This is a genomic window from Oceanotoga sp. (genome assembly GCF_030445905.1).
GTDB classification, from domain to species: Bacteria; Thermotogota; Thermotogae; order Petrotogales; family Petrotogaceae; genus Oceanotoga; species Oceanotoga teriensis.
Genome location: NZ_JASUSU010000009.1, coordinates 1 through 23621, shown reverse-complemented (window position 1 = coordinate 23621; position 23621 = coordinate 1). Strand labels below are relative to the sequence as shown.

Below are 23621 nucleotides of genomic sequence, written 5' to 3'. Positions count from 1 at the left end.
ATCATTTTTAATTTAAAAAAAGAAGATGATTTTTATTCATCTTCTTTCAATTTTTAATCATTTGTCATAACTCTGTAAAACCCATTTTAATCAATCTCGAAATATCTTTCTGATCTTTAGCAACAATAACTTTAAAATTATAATCATTCGAAATTTTATTATAAAAAGCTGGAGAAATTTTTATACCCAATAAAATAGAATTATCATATTTTTTTGTAGTTCTTTTAGTAATAAAGTTAATCTTAACTTCAAATTTTGTTTTATACAAAAGATTTTCGTTTTTTATTTATGTCTCAACGTAGCTTTTGACAAAACAAATTCTTTGTCTTTGTACAATTCTATAGCATAACTATACATGCTCTTTGCAGTGGAAAAATAATTTAAAATTTCATCATCATCATCATAATTACCTTTAATAATATCCTTCAATTGCTTTTCATTAGAAACAATACCTTCAATACTCAAAGAATGTCTTGTATCATTCTTGATTAAATAAAGCCATAAATCACCTCATTATGTCCTTGTTAAAGTTAATATTAAAAACAAAAATCTCTATAATAGTTATAATAAGAGAACTATAATCAAAATCCTAATAATCTTAATATATCGAAAAGGACAAAAATCATCAATAATATACTATTATACCGCATAATATGAATAAATTATAATAAAAAAAGAAAAAAATTAAATCCCTCTATAATAAAGAACTTTAGGAATAAGTTATGTAATTCTTAAGAACAAATATATAATTTAGAAATCATATAGAAATATATGGAAATATAATATGTATAACCTCATACACATCAGATAAAGACTATGTATTCAATATAAAAAACTACAAACAAAAAGGAGAATACATGGAATTAGCGACAAACATGTACTATCCGAGTTAGTACTATGAAAAAAAAGAAAAAGAGAACAATTTCTTCAAAAATATATTCTTTTACTCTGGAAAAGAAATAATAAATAATCCATATGAACCAATATTAGGACAAACATATTAAAAATACTATATGCAAACAGAGACAAAGTAAATATAGGAAATATACTATTAGTGAATGAAGATGAAACAAAATATGAATTTGAAAAATACAAGTATAATTTAAAAGAAATAAGTATGTACGAATTAGAAAGACTATTTTAGAATCATCTAAACAAATTAAGAAAAGAAAAAATAGAAAGAGTGTACACAAGTAAAGACTATGAATAGACATACCATATATGCAACAATATAATATATAGACTAACAAAAAAAGAAATAAACAAAGAAAATTATAAAGAAAATATAATAACATTATTAGAAACGTATAAACAACTAATAAAATATTATGATATAGATATAATAAACTATTTATTTGGAATAAAAATAGAAATATTCAAACATATAAAAGAATATTAGGAAAAATACACAAATAAAATAAAAACAATAAAACAAGAACATGAAAGATACTTAAATAACTATATAGGAAATATAAACACATATTTAAATGAATTAAAATACAAAGGATATGAAATAAATGAACAAATGAGAGATATAGAACCATTCCAAAAGACATATCTTGTAAATGATAGACTACATATAATATAGAACAATATAACAACAAACATAAACAAAATATAGACCCAAATAAACGTATATGGAAAGAAAGTAAAATACAACAACAATGGACTGATGTATAATCTATTCAATAGTAAATCACAAAACATAATAAATATACAAGGAGAAGAATATGTATGTACTAAATAGTATTTAGACAATGATATACCCCGATATGCAAATAAAAAGAGAGATTATTATGATGATAATGCAGGAATAAGTTAGGTAGCAAAAATAATATAGGCAAATAAATTATCTGAACATATGAGAGAATACTATGATGGAAATATAACAATAATAGGAAATACAAAAATAAAACCATATGATAATTTAGATATATAGGATAGATATACAAATATGATTGGAAAAATAGAAGTATAGCAAGTAATAACAAAATATGATAATGAAGATGGTTTCATAACAACAGTAGTACCAAACATGCTAACAGATACATCAATACCCCATAATATAGGAAGAGCATGGAATGTGATGATGAATGTAAACACAATGATAGTATACATAGCAGGTTAGGTAGTGGGATAGACAGCTTTCAGCGGATTACCACATTTTGACCATTTTGTATATAATTCTTTGGGTTAGTTAGATATTGTTTTGGGTGATTTTAATATTGGATTAAATATATTTGGAGAAGAAATAAATGATTAAAATTTGAAAGAAGATGAATAAAAATCATCTTCTTTTTTTAAATTAAAAATGATATAATCAACAAAGTAAATATTATAATAAGTGGGGGTAAATGATGAAAAAAATGAGGAAAATAGTATTAATAATAATGTTAATGATAATATTAGTAGTTGGAACTATGTTAATAAAGACATTAATAGATTTTCATGAAGAAGAGAAGATTAGGAATGATAAAACAAAGGGAATTATTAATAAGAGTGAAGATATAGATAAAGATATTACTGATCAATCTACAGAGACTATTATACATGGCCCTATGTATATTAAGATTTATAATCATTTGGAGAATCTCTATTATGATGATGTTAAAAATGTTATAAAACATGATCAGAATTTAATTAGTTATTATTTTATAGATAAAGAAACTGATAAAAGAGTTATGTTTACTGTGAATAGAAAAAATAGACTTTTTTATTTTATGTTTGAAGCAAAAAGTGATGGTTTAAATGAAAGATTAGTAGATAAAATGGTGTATGATGATTATACTCCTTATGGAAAAGATGTTCAAGAATTATTAGTTGGAGGTATAGTATTATCTTTTGAAAAATCTTTAAAAGGAAATTATTTAAATCATCATAAAGTTTCAATATTTGATTATTCCATTCATATAACTTTTGTTGAACAAGAAAATTATTATGCTGTATTTTTTATAGATGATATCGAACAGTAGCCAATATTTTTGAAAATATAATACAAAAATTATTATAAATAATGCATGGTTAGTCTAAGATATAGAAACCATGCATTTTTTGTTTAATATCTCCAGTACCCAGATTCACGAGGGATATACGCAGATTCAAAGATTCATGGGATATAATGGATGTTTAATTTTTTAGTGTATTCACTTTTATTTATTTTGGCATTTACTTCAAAAACTTCTTTAAACATTTTTTCTGTCAAAACTTCTTCTGGAGTTCCCATATTATAAATTTTCCCATCTTTCATTATTATTAAGTAATTACAATAATATGCTGCTAAATTCATATCATGTATTGCTGAAAATGTTGTTTTATTTAATGATTTTAATATATTCATTATTTGAATTTGATATTTTATATCGAGATGATTTGTTGGTTCATCGAGTATTATGAACTCACTTTGTTGAACTATAGCTCTTGCTATGAAAACTCTTTGTTTTTCACCACCAGATAAGCTGAAGAAACTTCTTTCTTCATAGCCTTTTAAACCAACTATCTCTAATGCTTCATCTACAATTTTTTCATCTTCTTTTTTATTACTTTCAAATAATTTTTTATGAGAGTATCTTCCCATGAGGACTATATCTTTTATTGAAAAGTCAAAATCAATTATATCATTTTGAGCGACTACTGAGACAATTCTTGCGAATTTTTTTGAGGGTAAATTTTTTATATTTTTTTCTTCTATATATATTTTTCCATTGCTTGGAGTTAGTACTTTGTAAATATTTTTTAAAAGTGTTGATTTTCCACATCCATTTGGTCCGATTAGTCCTACAAAACTCTTTTCTTTTATTTTTAAGTTTATATTTTCTATTATTTTTTTATTGTTTATATTATAATTTAAGTTTTCTATTTTTAATTTAATCATTTTTTGCCTCCAAATGAATAGGAGTTTTTTCTTAATAGATATAAAAAGAAAGGAGCACCCAAAAATGAAGTTATAACTCCTATAGGTATTTCTTCGGGAGTGAATGCAGTTCTTGCGAAGGTATCTGCCCATATTAAAAATAATCCTCCACTTAGAATAGAAAAGGGTATTAATTTTTTGTGAGTAGATCCTACAGCTTGTCTTGAAATATGCGGTATTATCAATCCTATGAATCCAATGATTCCTGTTAAAGATACTATAAATCCAGTTAATAATGTGCTTATTATTATTATTATTTTTCTTATTAATTCAGTGTTTATTCCAAGAGTTTTTGATGTATCTTCTCCTATAAGTATTCCATCGAGTTCTTTATTGAATATATACATTATTGTTGTAGATATTATCAAGAGTAAAAAAGGTAATAAAATATTATTCCATTTAGCTCCTCCAACACTTCCAACCATCCAGAACATTGCAGATCTTAATTTTGAAGAATCTTTTGCCGTATATACCATAAAAGTTGTCAATGATGAGAACATGGCTGATACTGCAACTCCTGTTAAAACGAGTTTGCTCGATGAATATCCAGAACCAGAATGAGCTATTTTGAAAACTATTAGTGAAGATAAAATAGCCCCTAAAAAAGCCCCTATTGAGGGGCCTAAATAACCTAAAAAACCAAATATTCCGAGTATTATGGAAGCAACTGCTCCTGCAGAAGCTCCTGAAGATATTCCCAGAATATAAGGATTGGCTAAAGAGTTTCTCGTTAATGCCTGCATTAAAACGCCAACAAATGAAAGAGTTGCTCCCGTTATAAAAGCCATTAAAATTCTTGGGAGTCTTAGATTCCAAACTATTGTTTCTATAGATTTTGCCCATTGTATTTGAAATATTTCTTTGTTAAAAGTATTATTTATTATTATTTTCCAAACATCTAAAGGATTTATTTTTACTGGACCTATAGTTATTGTTATGATTATTGATAGTATGATTATTAAAATTAATGCCATTATGGAAAATAAAAAAGTGCTATTTTTTATTTTCATTTTTTGAAAATCTCTGGATAGAAGCCTTTTGTCATAGTTGTTATAGCATTAATATTTCTTATTCCAGGAGATAAATCGGCTAAACCTATTTTTACAAATTTATTGTTTTTTACTGCATCTAAATCTTTTGTTGCGGGATTTTCTTTTAGGAATTGTACTTTTTGTTCATAAGTTGTACTTCCATAGTCTACTATTAATACTATATCTGGATTTGATTGAGCTACTTTTTCCCAAGATACATTTGCATATGCTTTTTGTATATTACCAAATATATTTATACCTCCGGCTTCTTGTATTAAAGAACCACCAAGACCAGAACACACTACAAAGGCTGAATCTTTTCCAGAGTCATATGCCAATACTTTTACTTTTTTTACATTTGATGGAACTTTTTTTCTTACATCATTTATTTCATTTTGCATACTTTTTACGAGTTTTTGAGCTCTATCTTCTATATCAAATATTTTTCCTATTGTTATAAAGTCTTCGTATACTGTTTCTAATGTTGCATCTGGTTCTACTGATTTTATTATTAATGGTTTTATATCCATTTGAATGAGTGTTTCCACTGATCCTACATTTTTATCTGTTAAAGCTGAATGCCATCCAGTAACAAAATCTGGATTTACAGATAAGAATATTTCTTTTGAAGGGTATCTATCAGAAAGTATTGGTATTTTGTCATAGGCTGTTTTTAATTCTGGTAATATTTCATTGTCTGCCCATGCAGTTCCAGCCATTTTTTCTTCAAGATTTAAAGCAAGAAACATTTCTGTTGTGAAATGTGAAAGAGTTACAGCACGTTCTGGAGATTTTGTATAAGTTATTTCATAATCTTTTCCTTGATGAGTAAAATTGACTGTAACTGGTTCATAAGCTAATACTAAAATTGAAAATAATAAACAAAAAATTAGACTTAAAGTTTTTTTCATATAACACCTCTCATAATATTTTTAGCATAAAAATAAAAAAACACCTTCAAGAAGAGGTGTAGGGACATTAAATAATCTTATTAAATTAATAATGTCACTCATACCATCCTCGTGATATAAGTAATATTGTTTATTTTTGGCTGGTAATCTGACTTAGGCTTTATGCCATTACAGTAGCGGGACTGTGTCGGATTTTCACCGAGCTTCCCCATTTGAAAAACAAATAGTTTTACCAAAAATAAGTGTTTATTAACTTTTATGCATAGATTATTATATCAAATTTATAGTTAATAAGAAATGTGTTTATTATTAATATTAAAATAATCGGAGAGATAACTCTCCGATTATTGTATATTGCCATCTTTTATATGAAGATCTAATTGATTGAAAGGAATTTCTATATTATTTTCATCAAATTTTGTTTTTATAATTTTTGCTATTTCTGTTGTTGAGGTTATGTAGTTTTCTCTTTCTGCCCAATATCTTATTATGAAGTCTATTGATGAAGAACCATAACCAGTGAATAATATCATAGGTTTATGAGAATCATCTGAATATAATTTTTCATAAGAGTTTACAGATTCTTCGAGTATTTTCATGGCTTTGTTTAAATCTGTATCATAAGCTACTCCAACAGATATTTCATTTCTTCTTATGTTTTCAGGCCAGAAATGTGTAACTGTTGATGACCAAACGGATTTACTTGGTATATTTATTAATTTTCCATCCCATGTTTTTAATATGACATGATTTAATTTTATTTCTGATATAGAACCTGAGTTTCCGTTTATTTCGACTGCTTCACCTTCGATTATTAGTTTGTTTACCATTATTAATATTCCACATATTAAGTTTTCAAAAGGTTCTTTTATAGCAAAACCTATTATTATACTTGATGCACCCAATCCAGCCAATACAGGTGCAAGATTTTTAAATAAAACTGAGACTATTATAAAGATTGCAAGTGTATATAATCCTATATCTAAAAGTGTTTTCATGGTTTTTTTGTACTGAAGATTTATTTTTGAGTTTTTTTCAGATAGTTTCAGCATAGTTTTATATATTATTCCAGAAAGCATTTTTGCCACTATAAATATTATAAAACTTATGCCAATTCTTACAATCCAGCTTATTATTGCTGCGGTTGTTTCATTCATATTAATCCCCTCCTAATAATATATGTTTTTTTATTCATATATATTATATAATAATTTGGGAGATTTTTTAATTTAAATAAAATTTATTTGTACCTTTTTTTAATTTGTGAGGTTTATTTTTAATTTTTATTTCAATTTCTCTTTCGGAATTTATAATTATTGTATTTTCTGTTATGTTTATATTTAATATATTATTTTGCCAATTAATTTTGTAATTTAGGCTTTTCCATTTTTTTGGTATCCATGGATTAAAATTTGGAATATTATTTTTATCTATTGAAAATCCTCCAAATCCATAAACTATACTTTGCCATGAACCGCCAGTAGAAGCCGCATGTAATCCAAGTGCTGTATTTTTTTGATTATCTTGTATATCTGTCATTATGGTTTTTATAAAATAATTATAGGCATTATGTGTATCTCCAATTTTTAAACCCATTATTGAATACATAGATGGACTTAAAGAAGATTTATGCATTGTTCTTTTTTCATAATATTCATAGTTTTTTCTTTTTATTTCTTCTTCGAATTCTTCACCTAAAATTAATAATAACATTATTACATCTGGTTGTTTTATTAATTGTGTTTGATTTAGTTTGTCTAATTCTATGTTTTCTGGCCATAAAGGCATTTCATTTTCATCATATTTTTTTATTTTATAATCTTTTAAATTGAAGTAGCCTTCAAATTGCTCTATTATATCGTTTTTTGAAGATAAAAATATTTTTTTATAAATATTTTTCCAGTTTTTTATGTTTTTTTCTGATATGTTTGTCTTTTTTATCAAATCTTCGTATTTTTTAGGGGATTCTATTTTATATTTTTCTATTATTTCACAACATTTTTTTATATTCCATTTTGCGAGGTAATTTGTATAGAAATTATTGTCTACGTGTTCATGGAATTCGTCAGGACCTATTACTTTTTTTATTTCATAATAATCTTTATCCTCATTGTGAGTTAATCGAGATTCCCAGAATTTTGTGGTTTCAATAAATATTTCATATCCATAATTTTCCATAAACTCTTTATCATTTGTTGCTTTGAAATATTGCCAATATGCAAGAGCTATATCTGAACTTATATGAAATTCTTCATCTCCAGTCCATATTCTTACGGGATTACCGAGATAGTCTATTCCCCATTTTGGAGTTTCTTCAAGGCCTATATCTGCTGATTCCCATGGGAATTGTGCACCATTATAACCATTATTTTTTGCATTTTCTTTTGCACCTTTTAAAGTGTTGAATCTATAGAGTAATAGAGATCTTGCAATTTCTGGATAAGTATATGTAAAAAATGGTAACATAAATATTTCTGTATCCCAAAATATATGGCCTTTATATCCTTCGCCATGTAATCCTTTTGCACCTATACTGACTGTTGGATCTTTTTGATATGCACATGATATCAGATGGAATAGATTAAATCTTAAACCAGTTTGTGCTTTATCATCACCATCAATTGTTATATCTATTTTTTTCCATATTTTTTGCATTTCTTTTATATGTTTTTTGAATTCTTCTTCAAAGCTTGAATTTTTATATAATTTTATATCATTTAATATATTTTCTTTTGGAGTTTTAGAATTTCTTGAAGTATGTATTAAACAATTTTTTTGTATTTTATAAGTCCTACTTTTTTTTACATATATTTCGTATACTTCTTCTACGAGTGTTTCTAAATCATAAAATTTTCTGTTTTTTATATTTTCTGAATAAAGTCCTGTCCATTGAGAAATAATTGATTTACTATCATTTGTTTTGACTTGTAAATATAATCCATTTTCTAAATCTTTTATTTCATCGGTTTTATAATGTTTTGATTTATTTATAGGATCGAATTTTGAATTAGTTATATTAGAGTTTATTGTATTTTGTATTGTCAGTTTCCCATCAAAATTTATTGGGGTTATTTCATATTTTATCATCATTAAATGTTCATCAAATCTGCTTACGAATCTTTTTGATTTAATATTTATTATCTTGCCTTTTGGAGTTTTTAATTCTGTTTCTAAATTTAGAGTTGCTTCTTTCATGTTTAGATATCTATCATATTTTAATATTTCTGTTGAATCTAAAGTTATTATTTCATCTTCTGAATATATTTTAAATTCTAAAGGATCTGGAAGATTTACTATTTCTTTTACTTGGGCATTTGATTTATCAAATATTCCAGCTACAAAGTTTCCTCTATTATCAAATGAAGAGAGTTCATTATAACCTCTTATGCCTCTATATCCATTTGCAAGGGTAAATAATGTTTCATATTTTTGTACATTTTTTAAATTATATTTTTTGTCATGTATTTCCCAGTTCATTGTATCCTCCTAAAATTCTAATATTTTTAAGTCTGTATTTTTGAATCCATTTATTATTTTATCGGCTTCTTTTAATGTTTGATGGTTTCCTACACCAATAGTTTTCATTTTTCCTATTTTTGCAGCTTGTATACCAGCTATAGAATCTTCAAAAACGACACATTCTTCAGGTTTGACATGCATTTCTTGTGCTGCTTTTATGAATACTTCTGGATCAGGTTTTGCTTTACTCACTTTATTTCCATCTATTATGGAATCGAATATATCTATCAAATTTAGTCTTTGAAGTATTGTAAGTGCATTTTTGCTCGCCGATCCTATAGCTATTTTTAAATTATTTTGTTTTAATTGATTTAAAAAAGTTTTAACCCCTGGAAGTATTTCATTTTCTTCCATTTTTAATATATATTCTCTGTACCATTTATTTTTTTTGTCTGCGAATTCTAGTTTTTCTGATTCTTTTAATGTAATATTTCCGATTTCTAATATTATGTCTAATGATTTCATACGACTAACGCCTTTTAATCTTTCATTATCTTTTTCATTAAAGTTTATATTCAGTTCTTCTGCAAGTCTTTTCCAAGCAAGGTAATGATATTTTGCAGTATCAACTATTACCCCATCTAAATCAAATATACATGCTTTTATCATTTTGTTTCCTCCTTTTAGCCTTTTATTGCGGATACCTTTCCTGTTTCTACAAATTGTTTCTGAAAAGATAAAAATATTATTATCATAGGTATTGTCATTAAGATAGAGCCAGCCATTAGGTATTGCCAAAATGTATAATAAGATGACTTGAAGAAGTTTAAACCCATTGTTAATGTATACATTTCTTTTTGAGAAGTTATTATTAAAGGCCATTGGAAATCATTCCATGCTCCTAAAAATGTATATATTGATAATGCTGCTATTGCCGGTTTTGAATTTGGAAGTACTATTTTAAAGTATGTTTTTAATATACCAGCACCATCTATTCTTGCGGCTTCTTCAAGTTCTTTTGGAAAACTTAAGAAAAATTGTCTCATCAAAAACAATCCAAAGATATTTGATAATTTTGGTATTACAAGTCCTGGATAGGTGTTTACAAGATTTAATTTGACCATAAGATTATATTGAGGAATCATAGTTACTTGTGATGGAATCATCAATGTTGCAAGTATCATAGCGAATAAGAAATTTTTAAATGGGAATTTTAATCTTGCAAAAGCATATCCTCCAAGAGTATCAAAAATTATATTTCCTATTGTTAATAGTACTGCATATAGCACTGTATTTATTATCCACCTTCCATATAATGGAACAACTTCAAATATTTTAAAATAATTTTGAAAGCTTAAAGGTGCTCCAAAAGCTGAAGGTTCAGAACTAAAAAGATCTATTTTTGGTGGCCATTGCATTATATCTACACCACGCTCTACATTTTGGGCATCTGTATAAGTTAAGGGTGTCATAGATACTATTATTGCCCAGAAGAATGGAAATAAAGATATTATTGCATATAATATTAATATTATATATGAAATGGTTCTTGCCGTTTTCCACTTATTTTTCATATTTTCACCTCTCAATACTCTTCTTTAAAGAATTTTTTTTGAATGAATGTTATTAATAGTATTATTCCAAAGAGTATAACTGCAAGAGCAGAGGCATAACCCATATTTCCATATTCAAAAGCATTTTTGTATATGTAATATGAGATTGTTATATTTCTCATATTTTTTATCAAGAAATATATTTGGTCGAATACTTGTAAACATCCAATAGTTCCCATTATCATTACAAAAAGTATTTGGGGTTTTAGCATTGGCATTGTTATTTTCCAGAAAATTTTTCCATCTTTTGCACCATCAATTTTTGCAGCTTCATATATCGATGGAGATATATCTTGTAATCCCGCTAAGAAAGTTATCATAAAATATCCAGCAGTTGTCCATATATTCATTATCATTATTGCAAATAAGGCAGTATTAGGTTCGTTTAACCAATCAATTGGTTGATATCCGGCCCATCCAAAAAAACTTGTTAATAATCGATTCAATACTCCAGGTTTAGAATATATTAACCAAAAAATCATTGAAATAGCCGCTGAAGAGGTTATTGAGGGTATAAAAAATGTTGTTTTAAAAAAACTAACGCCTTTTATTTTTGAATTTGCAGCAACTGCAAGTAAAACTGCCAGTATAGTTTGAACAGGTACAACTATTAAAGCATATAATATTGCGTTAAATAAAGAGATTGTAAAATATGGATCTGAAAACATTTTTTTAAAATTTTCAAAACCTATAAAGTTTGGAATGTATTTTTTAAATTTATTAGAATCTTTCAGCATATATTCAGACATAAATGTTGAAACTTTTATTTCATGATTTAATTGTTTATTTTTAAAATTTTCTAATAATTTTTGTGTATCAAAATACTTTTTTATGCTTGTTTTTGATTCTTCATCGAGATTGACACCAACATCTAATTCTATAAAGGTTAATATATCAAAATTTTGTTTTAATTCTTCTAAACTCACATCATTTAATTCGTCTGAAAAATATCCAGTATTAAATTCTAATGCTTCTTGAGGATTGACTAAATTATTAAATTTTTGAGCTTCTAATGGTTGATAATTAGTAAAACTATAATAAAACACTGCAATTATTGGATAGAATGTAAATATTATAACTGTTAATAATATTGGAGCTGAAAATATATATCCTGTTATGGCTTCTTTTGTAGATCTTTTCATTTTTTCACCTCTTTTAAAATATAAGGGGGATTTTTATCCCCCCTATATTAATTAGAACTGTTCCATTCATCATATTTTTGGTTTATTATATTTTGAGCTTCTTCTATAGTTATTTTATTATAGAATAGGTCCTTTAATAAGGAATTTATTTGATCATTTGCTCTTGAAAATATTCCGGTTTTTGTTGGAACTGTCCAAGGTATTCCATATTCAACGGAATCAAAAAATACTTTATTTGAATTATTTTTTATATTTTGAGCTAATGATTTTCTTGATGGTAGTATACTTGTTCTTTCTGTAAAAACCTTTTGCCCTTCTGTTGTTAGGTATTTTAGTACTTCCCAAGCTTCTTGTCTGTTTTTTGTTTGTCTGTTTATTGACCATGATACTGTATATATCATACTTGCTCTTTTTTTACCAACAGGTAATTCTACTACTTTTATTTTATCTTTCATGTCTGGGTATTGTTCTTCTATAAATCCTTTTGTCCATGGACCAGACATTCCCATTGCTACTTTTGAGTTTGCTATTGCTTCTCCAATCCATCCAGATCCAACATTTGAAGGTTCAAACCCTACTCCATATTTGTTTATTAGATTAACATAAAATTCGATTCCCTCAATAGATTTTTGAGAAGTTATTGCTGTTGATAAATCATCATTTACTAATTTTCCATCATTTCCAATTATGAAAGGTATTGCTCTATTGAAGTCTGCGGCTAAAACTAAAGGTGTTTCATATCCATTCTGTTTTAATTTTTGAGCTTTCGATAAAAAATCTTGCCATGTATCATTTGATGTAGGATATTCAACATCGTATTTATCAAAAATTTCTTCATTGTAGTACAATGCAAGTGTTGAGAAGTCTTTTGGAATTCCATATAATCTGTTGTTTGATGTGAATCCATCTATTAAGTTCTCATAAAAATCATCTATATCATAATTATCTTTTTTTACATATAAATCTAAAGGTAATAAGACATTTTTATTTGCGAATTCTTGAAAATAACTTATGTCTATATAAAATATATCTGGAGCTGTTCCTGCTGATAGTCTTGTTAAAAGAGTTTGTTTATAGTCTCCTGGAATTGGGTCCCATACAACTTTAATATCTTTGTGAGTATTATCAAAATTTTCTACTACTTTCATCATGGCTGTTTCTTCATTTGGATTGCCAGGCCATCCAGAAATTTTTATTTCTACCGCAGAAAATGCAGTTATTATTGAAATGAGTATGAATAATACCAATATTTTTTTCATTATTTGTTCCTCCTCTTATAAGTTAGTGCTTCCCCTTTCAATTAAATCTGTTGGGATTATTATAGAATTTATTTTTTGTCCTTGAGACAATTTATGAAGATTCTTGGCTGCATTATATCCAATTTCAAAAATATTTTGATTTATGGTTGTGAGATCAAAATATTTTGAAAGCATTATATTATCAAATCCTATCATGGGTATTTCAGGTTTTTTTATTTCATTTAAAATTTTAATAGCCATTTTATCTGATTCAAAAAACATACCATCGTATTTTTCTTTATTTTTTAAATATATCTCAAATGCTTTTTCTTCTGAAAAATCAGAGTATAGTATATCCATATTTATGTTATGTAGTTTTGAAGCTTTTAAAGAACCTTCAATTCTTTTATCAACAACGGGATTATTTTTATTTCCTGCTATGTGAAGTATATTTTTACAATTTTTTTGATATAAATGTTCTATTGCTGTGAATGCCCCTGATTCATTGTCTGAATCTATATAATTAAAATTATTTTTTGAATTTCTTCCTATCACTATATATGGAAAGTTTTCAGAGTTTAAAAAATCTATCCTTGGGTCATTTTCCCTTAAATCAAGAATTACGAAACCATCTACAATTTTGCTATCTATTATAGATTTATAATAATTTATTAGATCTTTTTGATTTCCATGAGTATCCACTATTAATTTTAATTCATGTTTTGAAAAGTAAGATAAAGCACCTTGTACAAGTTCTTGAGAATAATCGGCTTCAAATATTTTATCTGTGTTAACCGAAAATATTATGCTATAGATGCCTGTTGATTTTTTTCTTAAAGATTTTGCTATAGCATCTGGTTTGTAATTATGATCAGAGATCACTTTTAATACTTTAATTTTTGTACTTTCTTTTACAGAATTGGAATTATTTATTACTCTTGAAACTGTTGCGACTGATACATTGGCCAATTTAGCTATTTCTTTTATATTCATTTTGAAAACACCTCTTTTGTAATCGATTACAATAAAATTATATTTCTAAATTCATCGTTTTTCAACTTCTAAATACAGCTATTTTATAAGATTATATCATATTATTTGTGAATAGAGATTTTTTTCATTATATCATGTTATCACATTGAAAAATGTAATCGTTTACAAAAAATAATAAAAAGAGAAGAACTAAAAAAAGTTCTTCTCTCATAAATAATATGATAAAATATGATTGATTGATTATTTTTTTGGGGATGCCATTTTCTTAATATTTTTAGGTATCCTCATTTTTTTAAAGTTTTTTCATATATTTTTTTTGCCATTACTATGTCTAGAATAGATATTCCTACGGATTTAAAAAGAGTTATTTCTTCTTTATTTTTTCTACCTTCAATCTTATTAATTAAAACTTCTCCTATATCACCTTTGAAATCGTGTTCTGATATTATATGTTTTTTTAATGGGATTATTATATCTCCAGATTCGCTTAGAACAGCTGATTTTGAATCGAAATATATTTTGTCTGCATTTTTTATTAGATTTTCATCTATTTCTTGCATTTCAGGAGTATATGAACCTATGGCATTTATATGAGCACCTTTTTTTATATCTTTAAAATCGAATACCGGTTTTTTTGATGTTGTTGCTGTTGTTATTATATCCGCATTTTCTACAGTTTCTTTTGGAGTTTTGCAACTTTTTACTTTTATTGAAAATTTCTTTGCCATTTCTAAACAAAATGAATTACATCTTTCTTCATCTATATCAAATACTCTTATTTCTTCGAGATTTCTTGCAGTTAACATGGCTTCGAATTGACATTCTCCTTGACCACCTGTTCCAAACAATGCTCCTATTTTTGAATCTTTATTTGAGAGTATTTCTGTTGCAGCTCCAGCTACTGCTCCAGTTCTTATTTGAGTTAAATATGTTCCATCTAATGTACTTAAAACTTCTCCTGTTTTACCACTTAATAAAATCATAGTAGAGTTTATTGAATTTTTTCCTAATTTTATGTTTTCTGGAAATACAGAAACTATTTTTATTCCAGATATGTCTAAGCTTTCTATATATCCTGGCATAAATAAGCTTTGTCCTTTAAATTTTGGTATATCTATATTAGTTCTTAAAGGTATTATTCCTTCGTTTTTTGAATGAAGTATAAAAGCTTCTTTATTTGATTCTATTGCATCTTTCATATTAAATATTTCTTTTATTTTTTCTTTTGATATATTTATCATAAAATACCTCCATTAAAATTTTTATATATTTTGCTTTGTCTTAGGTTTTTTAAGTTCTTCAAGAATCATGCTTATTGCAGTATATAGTATTACGGCTACAACTATCCATTGAACCATTTCTAAATTTAGACTTTTGACTATAAAAACTGCTATTAAAACACCTATTATTCCGAATATGGATGTAAAGAAGGTTATTTTTCTTGAGTATTCTCCAAGTCTTACAAATTCTATACTTCCAAGAGGGACAGAAAATGTACAAGCTCCCATCATTATTGGAAAAGCAATTCCAGGATTTAATCCAAGTGCATAAATTACTGCCATTGTTGGTGCATATGAACCTATTCCTATATTATTTAATGCCCCAAAAACAAATAATGAAATCATAGCTATTATTAATTTTATACCTCTTAATCCTGTTTCATTTCCACCAGATGGTAATATATTGAATTTTCCTGCAAGTATGAAAAAAGCCGCTATTATAAGACCTATACTCATAAATCTTCTTATCGCTTTTTCAGAGAGTTTAACTACAAATCTTGGGCCAAGATAAGCACCTATCATTTGAGAAATAATACACAATATTAGAGTTAAAACATCTACTTTTATTACAGAAATATAAGACAATGCCATTATTGCAACTGGTATAACGCATTGAGTGTTTAATGTGCCTGGAAGTTTTTTATCTGTTACCAATCCACTTTTTCTGTATAAAACTGTTGAAAGTGCAAAATCGGATATTCCAAATGTTGATAGAAAATATAAAACTATAGACCAAATAGATAAGAATAAACCATTTCCCTTTTCTTTAAATGCTTCATTTTTATTTTTTATGAAGTCTTTGAAAAATGTAAATCCAAAAAATCCGTTAACAACAACTATCAAAATCAAAAGTATGCTTACCATGCTTCTATACCTCCATAAAGAAAAATTTTATACTATATTGACCTCCTTTCAAAGAATTATTTATAATTTTATTAATTATTTTTTGAGGTATAGCTTTTTGAAACTCTATTTAATTTCTAACTTTTCAAATATGTTTCTAAAATCTTTATCAGAATAGTGATACTCTTCTTCTAAAACTTTTCCAAATTTTTCTATTATTTTTAATGTATAAGCATCATGTTTTATATATTCTTTTGCCAGAAATATCAAAGAATTGCTTTCTGTCCATATTACTTCAGCGTTTTTAGTATTTTTTATATGGCCAAATATTACTTGATTTGAATCTGATACTATATTGATCCATCTACCGCCGAATTCTTTTTCTTTTTCATCTTCAAAACCATGTGGGTAATAATTTTTTATGTTTAGTTTGTAATTATGATTTTTACTATAAAATATTAATAGAAGTTTTTTTCCACTACTTTCAAATTTTTCTAAATCTTCTTTTATTTCTTTATAATCTTCTTCCCAAATTTGTAAGTAAAGTTCATTTTTTGTGTTTTTTATCATATTTCTACATTTGTTAAATGTATTTTCGTACCCTTCTATATGCCACATATTATCCATATCAACTTTTCTGTTGTATTCATTTAATTCATAACTTATATTTTCTAAAGCTTTATTGTATTTGTATTCTAAGTTTTTTATTAATTCATTTATTGGAATTGCATCATAATAGATAGGATTTGTATTTTTTGTGTGAACTATACATCCTTTTTTTATTAAAATTTCAAGTATGTTATATACTTTGGATCTTGGAACTGAAGAATTTTTACTTATTTCATAACCAGATGATTTTCCCGTTTTTAAAAGAGTTATATACACTTTTGATTCATATTCTGTGAATCCGAACATTTTTAATGTGTTTAAAATATTTTCCATTTTATCAACCTCTATTTTAGTAGTTACTTTCGGTGACTATTATAACATATTTGTTATTAATTTAGCAAGCACTTAATTTATACATATTTTCATTTTTTGGTTGATAAATGCTTCTAAATAGTAATAATTTGTTTTTTATTAAAAATATTGTTTTTTTTAGATTTAGAGTTATAATTATAGTATACTAAAGTATTAAATGGTTTTTATGGGGGGATAAAAATGGATAGAAAAGTTTGGAATGCTCAGTTGAAGTATCTCAGAAGTATTATATTAAAAAAGAGTTTTTTTAATGAGAGTATTGATTTATGTTTAAAGCTTCATGCAATGGTTCATTCTTCAAATATAAGCGATATAGGTTTAGAAACTTTTGAAGATGATTTATGGAAAGATCTCGATGAGTTGACTTTTAAAAGAGCTGTTCAAAAGAAAGGGAGAACCATAGCCTATGGTATTTGGCATTCTACAAGAATAGAAGATATTACTATGAATATACTTGTGAATAATGATCAACAGGTTTTAGTTTCTTCTGGTGTATATGAGAGGTTGAATTCTAAAATTACTGATACCGGTAATTCTTTGTCTGAAGAAGAAATACTCCATTTTAGTAATGAAATCAATATGATTGCTCTTAAAGAATATAGAGATTTGGTTGGAGAAAAAACAAGAGATATAATTAAAAAATTAAAATTTGAAGATTTTAAGAGGAAGTTTTCAGAAGATAGTCTTAAAAGAATTATAGATGAAAAAGCTGTTTTAGAAACAGAAAAATCTGTTTGGTTGATAGATTTTTGGGGTAAAAAAAACGTTGCCGGTATCATTTTAATGCCAGCAACAAGGCATAATTTAGTTCATCTAAATGAATCTATGGAAGCTAAAAAAAGAGGTATTAAATAGTTAAATTAATTTTTTTATATGAAAGTGTTTTTTACTTTTATTTTTTTATTTTCTATCATTATTTTTCCCATTGATATCACTGTATTTATTTCTAAATCTTTGTCTAATATGACTATATCGGCATCTTTTTGTTCTTCTATGGTTCCTTTATTTTTTAATTTTAATATTTTTGCGGGATTTTCTGTTATAACTTTTATTGCTTTTTCTATAGGAATATTTTCTTTTATTATCGCATTTTTAACTTCTCCGTATAAAGAAGATGATTTTCCTATGTCGAGTCCAATAAAATTTCCTTTTGAATCGAATTTTGGTAAGCTTCCCTGTCCATCAGAAGTAAAGGTTATATTTTCTATTGGAATGTTTTTTTCAAGTGCTATTTTTAAAGCTTTAGAACATTTTGTTTCTCCATTTTCTAAAAATTTATGGGTTGTACTCGTTGTAAAGTCTATATAGCCACCTTTTTTCGCATATTTTAGAGCTTCTTCAAAAACTTTTGGGTTTCTTGTACAATGTGTTGGTAAAAATTGTGTTATAGGAATTTCTGTATTTTCAACAACTTGTAGTATTTTAGAAAAATTTTCTTTTCCATCTCCTAAATGAATATTTATTATTCCGGCTTTATTGGAGAGAATTCCACCAACTCTTGCTTGTGAAGCTACTTTGACTAAATCTTCTATTGATGGATGCGAAGATCTATGATCCGATAATGCCAATTCTCCAACTCCTATTATCTCTTCTATTAATATTATATCGTCTTGTATATTTTGAGTTAATGTTTTTACTGGAAATTGATAAGATCCAGTATAAATATAGCAACTTATTCCTTCTTCCTTTAAACCTTTTGCTTTTGCTATTAAATTGCTCATAGTTCTTGTTGTTCCGTCTGTACCAAGACAACCTATCACCGTTGTTATTCCATGTTTTGTTAGATCTGTTAGAGTTATTTCAGGTGTTCTGGTTTTATATCCACCTTCACCACCACCACCTAAAATATGTACATGTGAATCTATAAATCCAGGTATTAATATTTTATTTTTTCCATCGATAACTTTTATTTTTAAGTTTGTGTTTAATGATATTTCATTACTTATTTTATATATTTTGTTTCCTGTTATTAAAACGTCTTTTTCTCCAATTTTTTCTGGAGCATATACTTCTATATTTTTAATTAGAATCATTTCATCATCTCCTTTTATTAATTATATTTTATATTATATGGAGGTTTATATACAAATTAAGTAATGATATGAAATTAAAAATAATGGAAGTTTATAGAATAAAAATACATCCAAATAGTTTTATTTAACTATTTGGATGTATGGAGTTAAGATAATTTTTTTAATTTTTTATTTTTTAGAATTACTATCATCATTGCAGATACTAAGCTACCTATAGCAATACATGTTAAAAATAATGGTAGATTATTTGTTGCACCAAGAAATCCTACTATAGGACCACCATGAGGAACATTGTCTGTTATATTAAAGATCATTCCAAGCGATGAAGCTACAGAACTACCAATAATTATACTCGGTAAAACTCTTTTTGGATCTGCAGAAGCGAATGGAATAGCCCCTTCTGTTATTCCTATTAAACCCATTAATAATGCTGATATTCCAGATCCTCTTTCTTCATCTGTAAAAACATTTTTATTTATTAAGGTTGCAAGTCCCATTGCTAGAGGTGGTACAGGTATTGCACAGGCAACAGCTCCCATTATTTGAGGGTTTCCTTCTGTTATTGAAGCAACACCAAATAAAAATGCAACTTTATTGAAAGGACCTCCCATATCTATTGCTACCAATGCTCCAAGTATTATTCCAAGAAGTATTCCAGTTGAGGAGTTTTCAGATAATGTTCCCAAAAATATGTTTAGATTTGTCATTAACCATGCTACCGGTTTTCCAAGTATTAATATGAATGCCGAAGATATTATTCCTACTCCAAGCAAAGGTATTACAAATATTGGCATTACTGGTTTAATTGTTTTTGGAACTTTCCAGCTATTCATAAATTTTACAAGATATCCTGCTGCATATCCAACAACTATACAACCTAAAAATCCAGTTCCTGCTTCTGTTCCAAGAATTTCAGGAGATACTGCAACTTTTGCCGATATCATTGCTGGTGCTAATGAAGCTCTTCCCGATATTGAAAATGCTATAAACCCTGCAAGTATGGGGTACATTAAATCAAAACCAAGTGCTCCTATTTGATTTACTTTGTTCCAAAAAGTTGATTTTATTATCATTCCTTCTGATGTGGGAATTCCACCAATCGCAAGTGCTAAAGCTATGAAAAGTCCTCCCACAACAACAAATGGTATCATATGTGATGCACCATTCATCAATTGTTTTATGGCATTTGAGTTTTTTGCTGAATCTTTATTTACTTGGGTGTTTTTTTCTTTATAAAGAATTGAAGAATTTTTTAAGTTTTTTATTATTGTGTCTGAATTTTTTATTATATTTTTTATAGATATTTCAGTTATGTATTTTCCATCAAATCTTTCTTTTTCATCTATTGCAACATCGGCAGCTATTATCACATAATCTGCATTTTTTATTTCTTCAGAAGTTAATTTGTTTTCTGTCCCTTGAGAACCTTGTGTTTCTACTTTTACTTCATAGCCCAATTTTTTTGCAGTTTGTTCGATTTTTTCAGCGGCGATATATGTATGAGCTATTCCAGTAGGACATTTTGTAACTCCAATAATTTTCATATTTATTCCCCCAGTTTTTCTATTATGTATTTATATAATTTTTTACTATCTTTTTCTTTTATTAATTTGTTTAAAAAATCTTCATTTACAAGATTTCTTGCAAATTTTGATATTATTTTTAAATGCATATTTTGTTCATCAGAATATGGCATTACTAGAGCTATTGCAACTTTTACTGGTTTTTCATCTATTGAATTCCAATTTATTTCTTCTTTGAATCTTATTATAGATATCATAGGTGATTTAAGTTTTTTTATTTTTGCATGAGGTATTGCAATGTGATTGCCAAAGCCTGTTGAGTCAATTTTTTCTCTTTTTAAAAAACTTTTACTTAGTTCTTTTTCGTTTAGGGGTTGTTTTTCTGAGCATATTTCGCTAATTTTTTTTATGGCATCTTCTTTAGTCTTTGATGGGATTTCTACATCATTTATTATGTATTCTGGTTTTAGCATTTGTTCTATCATATTTTTAATCCTCCATTTTTAATAGTTTATTATTTCAGATAAATATCTTCTGAATTTTTCATCATCATATTTTATTATTTGTTGTATTTTTTCTTCTATCTCTTTTTTTGATAGATTTTTATAAAAAGTAGATAATAATAAAGGATTTAATTTTACTGTTTCTTCGCTAGCGGCAAATAAAAAAATTATATTTACTTTTGAATCATTCCATATTATGGAGTTTTTAAGTCTTAAAATTACCATTTTTGTTTCCTTTACAAATTTTGGATTCCCATGGGGTATAGCTATAGTATTTAAATTTGTTGAAGAGATTTTTTCTCTTTCGAGAACAGAATTTAAATATTCTTTTTTTACATAATTGTTTTCTATTAAATATTTAATGCCTTCTATTATTATGTTTTTTACATTTTTTTGATTTGTGTTTATTATTTTTGATTCTAATACTTTTATCGTGAGAATATTATTTATTTTTTTACAGTTTATTACTTTTCTTATTTTGTTTAATTCTTGTTCTAAGAGCATTGGAGTTACATAAATTAGGGGGATTTTTTCTTCAATGATTTTTTCAGTAGTTATTATGAAATCATATTTTTCTTTTTGTATTTGATCTTTCATTTTTTTATATTCTTGTATAGTTAATACTTTTTTTATTTGTAATTCTGGAAATAATCTATTTAATTTTAATTTTATTAATTCTGAAACTGAAATTCCATAATGGCATATTATTATAGTTTTTACTTTTCTTGTTTTTTCTTTAGACCTTTCGAGTGCTGATTGAAAGTGTATTGTGAAATATACTATATCTTCTTGAGATAAAGAAATATTATACTTTTTTTCTATGAATTGAGCTGATATTGTCGCCATTTCATAAGCAAGTGGATATTGTCGTTTAAACTCCTTAAAGGTATTTTTTACATCTATTAATTCTTGAAATTTTATTTTTTCTATTAAAGATGTATAAACATGTGTAGAAAAATTTTTTATCAATATTTGATCATTTTGTAGGTTTATTCCAACTGTGTTTTTTATTATTTCTAATATTTCTGTTATTAATGGTGACATTTTTTTTATCATGTTTTCTTTATTATTTAATTCTATTTTTTTTGAATTTTCTAAAATATGTATTATATAATTTTTTTCGTCTTTATTTAAATTGATTATTTTCTGTATATTATTTATTATTATTTCATATTTAGAATTTTTATCATATTCTTTTATTATGGGATCTTTTATGTATTGAATATTGTTTTCTTTTTCATATATTAAAAGTAAGATAGAGAGAAAAATTTTATTGGTTGATTCATCGGTGTACATTTCAATTTTTAATATTTCTTCTATTATTTTTATAGTATTGTTTATGGTTTTTTCATTTAAATAATTTAGTATTGGAAAATGTATTTCATTAAATTTTGATATTTCTTTTTTAAAGTTTATTCCAGAAAAATATGGAAATAATAAATTTATAAAAATGTTTCTTTTTAATAATGTAGAGCCTTTGAATATTATTCCATGTCTTCTTTTGGAATATATATTTTGATTTTTTTTAATTATTTTTTGCATATGTTTTTCTACGAGTGAACGACTTGTATATAATTCATCTGCAATATCTTGCAAAGTTAAATAGTTTTTTTGTAATATTATTAAAAGTATTATTTGATTATCTATTTCAAATTCATTTAAGTCTTCTGTTTCTTTTAGCATTTTTAATATATTTTCATGTCCATATAGTATTATTTCATTTTTATTGTTTAGATAAATTTCTATTTCATATTTTATGAAAAGTTTTTTTAAATCTTGTATTTCTTGTTTTACCGTTTGAGGGCTAACATTCAATAGATCAGAAATTTTATTTATGTTTATATTTTCATCGTTTAAAAGAATTTTTAAAAAATCTGATTGCCTTTGTGTTATTTTCATTTATATACCCCCTTTTTATAAAGCTTTCAAAATAATTATAGCTTAATATATTTTTTAGTAAAACATATATTATTTTTAGTTTTTTATAAAATAATGTGTTTTAATAAAAAAAAGAAACCGTATTAAAAAATAACGATTTCTTTTTTTGTTTTTATGCTTAATATTTGTTTTTATATTTTAAATAATTTAATTTTTTGAATCAAATCTTCAGATATTTTAATGAGGTTTTCAGAGTTAGAATTAACACTTTCAGCAGTTTGAG

Annotated in this window: 21 protein-coding genes and 1 riboswitch; of the genes, 2 read left to right on the top strand and 19 right to left on the bottom strand. The window is 25.9% G+C overall.

Translation table 11 applies throughout. The features are described from left to right. Positions 1–64: 64 nt before the first annotated feature. Together PWP28_RS03990 and PWP28_RS03985 are read right to left on the bottom strand one after the other, a co-directional pair. Positions 65–268: a hypothetical protein gene (locus tag PWP28_RS03990; protein ID WP_308644283.1), complete on the bottom strand. Its 204-nt coding sequence runs from the start codon at positions 266–268 to the stop codon at positions 65–67. Between the two features lie 14 nt (positions 269–282). Beyond that, entirely contained in the window at positions 283–465 is a 183-nt protein-coding gene (locus PWP28_RS03985; RefSeq protein ID WP_308644282.1) for a hypothetical protein, read from the bottom strand. Positions 466–2357: 1892 nt separating this feature from the next. Here PWP28_RS03985 and PWP28_RS03980 point away from each other — a divergent pair. Then, complete coding sequence (locus PWP28_RS03980) at positions 2358–2972, top strand: hypothetical protein (RefSeq protein WP_308644281.1); 615 nt, start codon at positions 2358–2360, stop codon at positions 2970–2972. Positions 2973–3106: 134 nt separating this feature from the next. Here the strand turns inward: PWP28_RS03980 and PWP28_RS03975 are convergent, their stop codons facing one another. From PWP28_RS03975 to PWP28_RS03915, 13 genes are all read right to left on the bottom strand, one after another. Next, a complete protein-coding gene (locus tag PWP28_RS03975) occupies positions 3107–3871 on the bottom strand; it encodes an ABC transporter ATP-binding protein (protein ID WP_308644280.1) in 765 nt (254 codons plus the stop codon). Then, positions 3868–4920 carry an iron ABC transporter permease gene (locus tag PWP28_RS03970; RefSeq protein WP_308644279.1) on the bottom strand — a complete coding sequence of 351 codons (1053 nt, stop codon included), beginning with the start codon at positions 4918–4920 and terminating at the stop codon, positions 3868–3870. Before PWP28_RS03970 ends, PWP28_RS03975 begins: the two co-directional genes overlap by 4 nt. After that, positions 4917–5852, bottom strand: coding sequence for an ABC transporter substrate-binding protein (locus PWP28_RS03965; protein ID WP_308644278.1), 936 nt, complete (start codon positions 5850–5852; stop codon positions 4917–4919). Before PWP28_RS03965 ends, PWP28_RS03970 begins: the two co-directional genes overlap by 4 nt. Before the next feature lie 120 nt (positions 5853–5972). Next, positions 5973–6104: riboswitch (cobalamin riboswitch) on the bottom strand. Between the two features lie 92 nt (positions 6105–6196). Then, entirely contained in the window at positions 6197–7009 is an 813-nt protein-coding gene (locus PWP28_RS03960) for a mechanosensitive ion channel family protein (RefSeq protein ID WP_109605934.1), read from the bottom strand. Between the two features lie 67 nt (positions 7010–7076). After that, positions 7077–9329 carry a glycosyl hydrolase family 65 protein gene (locus PWP28_RS03955; protein ID WP_308644277.1) on the bottom strand — a complete coding sequence of 751 codons (2253 nt, stop codon included), beginning with the start codon at positions 9327–9329 and terminating at the stop codon, positions 7077–7079. Between the two features lie 9 nt (positions 9330–9338). Next, on the bottom strand, positions 9339–9980 hold the full coding sequence (gene pgmB, locus PWP28_RS03950) for a beta-phosphoglucomutase (protein WP_308644276.1): 642 nt from the start codon (positions 9978–9980) through the stop codon (positions 9339–9341). A 14-nt stretch (positions 9981–9994) separates the two neighbouring features. Then, entirely contained in the window at positions 9995–10885 is an 891-nt protein-coding gene (locus tag PWP28_RS03945; protein ID WP_305081650.1) for a carbohydrate ABC transporter permease, read from the bottom strand. 11 nt (positions 10886–10896) lie between these two features. Continuing rightward, positions 10897–12066, bottom strand: coding sequence for a sugar ABC transporter permease (locus PWP28_RS03940; RefSeq protein WP_308644275.1), 1170 nt, complete (start codon positions 12064–12066; stop codon positions 10897–10899). A 47-nt stretch (positions 12067–12113) separates the two neighbouring features. Continuing rightward, positions 12114–13325, bottom strand: coding sequence for an ABC transporter substrate-binding protein (locus PWP28_RS03935; protein WP_308644274.1), 1212 nt, complete (start codon positions 13323–13325; stop codon positions 12114–12116). Positions 13326–13340: 15 nt separating this feature from the next. Beyond that, complete coding sequence (locus PWP28_RS03930) at positions 13341–14297, bottom strand: LacI family DNA-binding transcriptional regulator (protein ID WP_109605922.1); 957 nt, start codon at positions 14295–14297, stop codon at positions 13341–13343. A 284-nt stretch (positions 14298–14581) separates the two neighbouring features. Beyond that, positions 14582–15538, bottom strand: a complete 957-nt coding sequence (locus PWP28_RS03925) for an ornithine cyclodeaminase family protein (protein ID WP_109605920.1) — start codon at positions 15536–15538, stop codon at positions 14582–14584. A gap of 21 nt (positions 15539–15559) precedes the next feature. Next, entirely contained in the window at positions 15560–16441 is an 882-nt protein-coding gene (locus tag PWP28_RS03920; RefSeq protein ID WP_308644273.1) for a sulfite exporter TauE/SafE family protein, read from the bottom strand. Between the two features lie 105 nt (positions 16442–16546). Next, entirely contained in the window at positions 16547–17362 is an 816-nt protein-coding gene (locus PWP28_RS03915; RefSeq protein WP_308644272.1) for a helix-turn-helix domain-containing protein, read from the bottom strand. A gap of 219 nt (positions 17363–17581) precedes the next feature. Here PWP28_RS03915 and PWP28_RS03910 point away from each other — a divergent pair, with 219 nt between their 5' ends. Further along, the gene (locus PWP28_RS03910) at positions 17582–18256 is read left to right on the top strand and encodes a hypothetical protein (protein WP_109605915.1); all 675 of its coding nucleotides are present in this window, start codon (positions 17582–17584) and stop codon (positions 18254–18256) included. A gap of 14 nt (positions 18257–18270) precedes the next feature. On the opposite strand, the gene iadA is transcribed toward PWP28_RS03910, so the two are convergent. From iadA to PWP28_RS03890, 4 genes are all read right to left on the bottom strand, one after another. Next, complete coding sequence (iadA, locus tag PWP28_RS03905) at positions 18271–19434, bottom strand: beta-aspartyl-peptidase (protein ID WP_308644271.1); 1164 nt, start codon at positions 19432–19434, stop codon at positions 18271–18273. A gap of 146 nt (positions 19435–19580) precedes the next feature. Further along, on the bottom strand, positions 19581–20978 hold the full coding sequence (locus PWP28_RS03900; protein ID WP_308644270.1) for a PTS fructose transporter subunit IIBC: 1398 nt from the start codon (positions 20976–20978) through the stop codon (positions 19581–19583). Positions 20979–20980: 2 nt separating this feature from the next. Continuing rightward, positions 20981–21442, bottom strand: coding sequence for a PTS sugar transporter subunit IIA (locus PWP28_RS03895; RefSeq protein WP_109605909.1), 462 nt, complete (start codon positions 21440–21442; stop codon positions 20981–20983). 18 nt (positions 21443–21460) lie between these two features. Then, positions 21461–23359 carry a PTS sugar transporter subunit IIA gene (locus PWP28_RS03890; protein ID WP_109605907.1) on the bottom strand — a complete coding sequence of 633 codons (1899 nt, stop codon included), beginning with the start codon at positions 23357–23359 and terminating at the stop codon, positions 21461–21463. Positions 23360–23621: the final 262 nt, after the last annotated feature.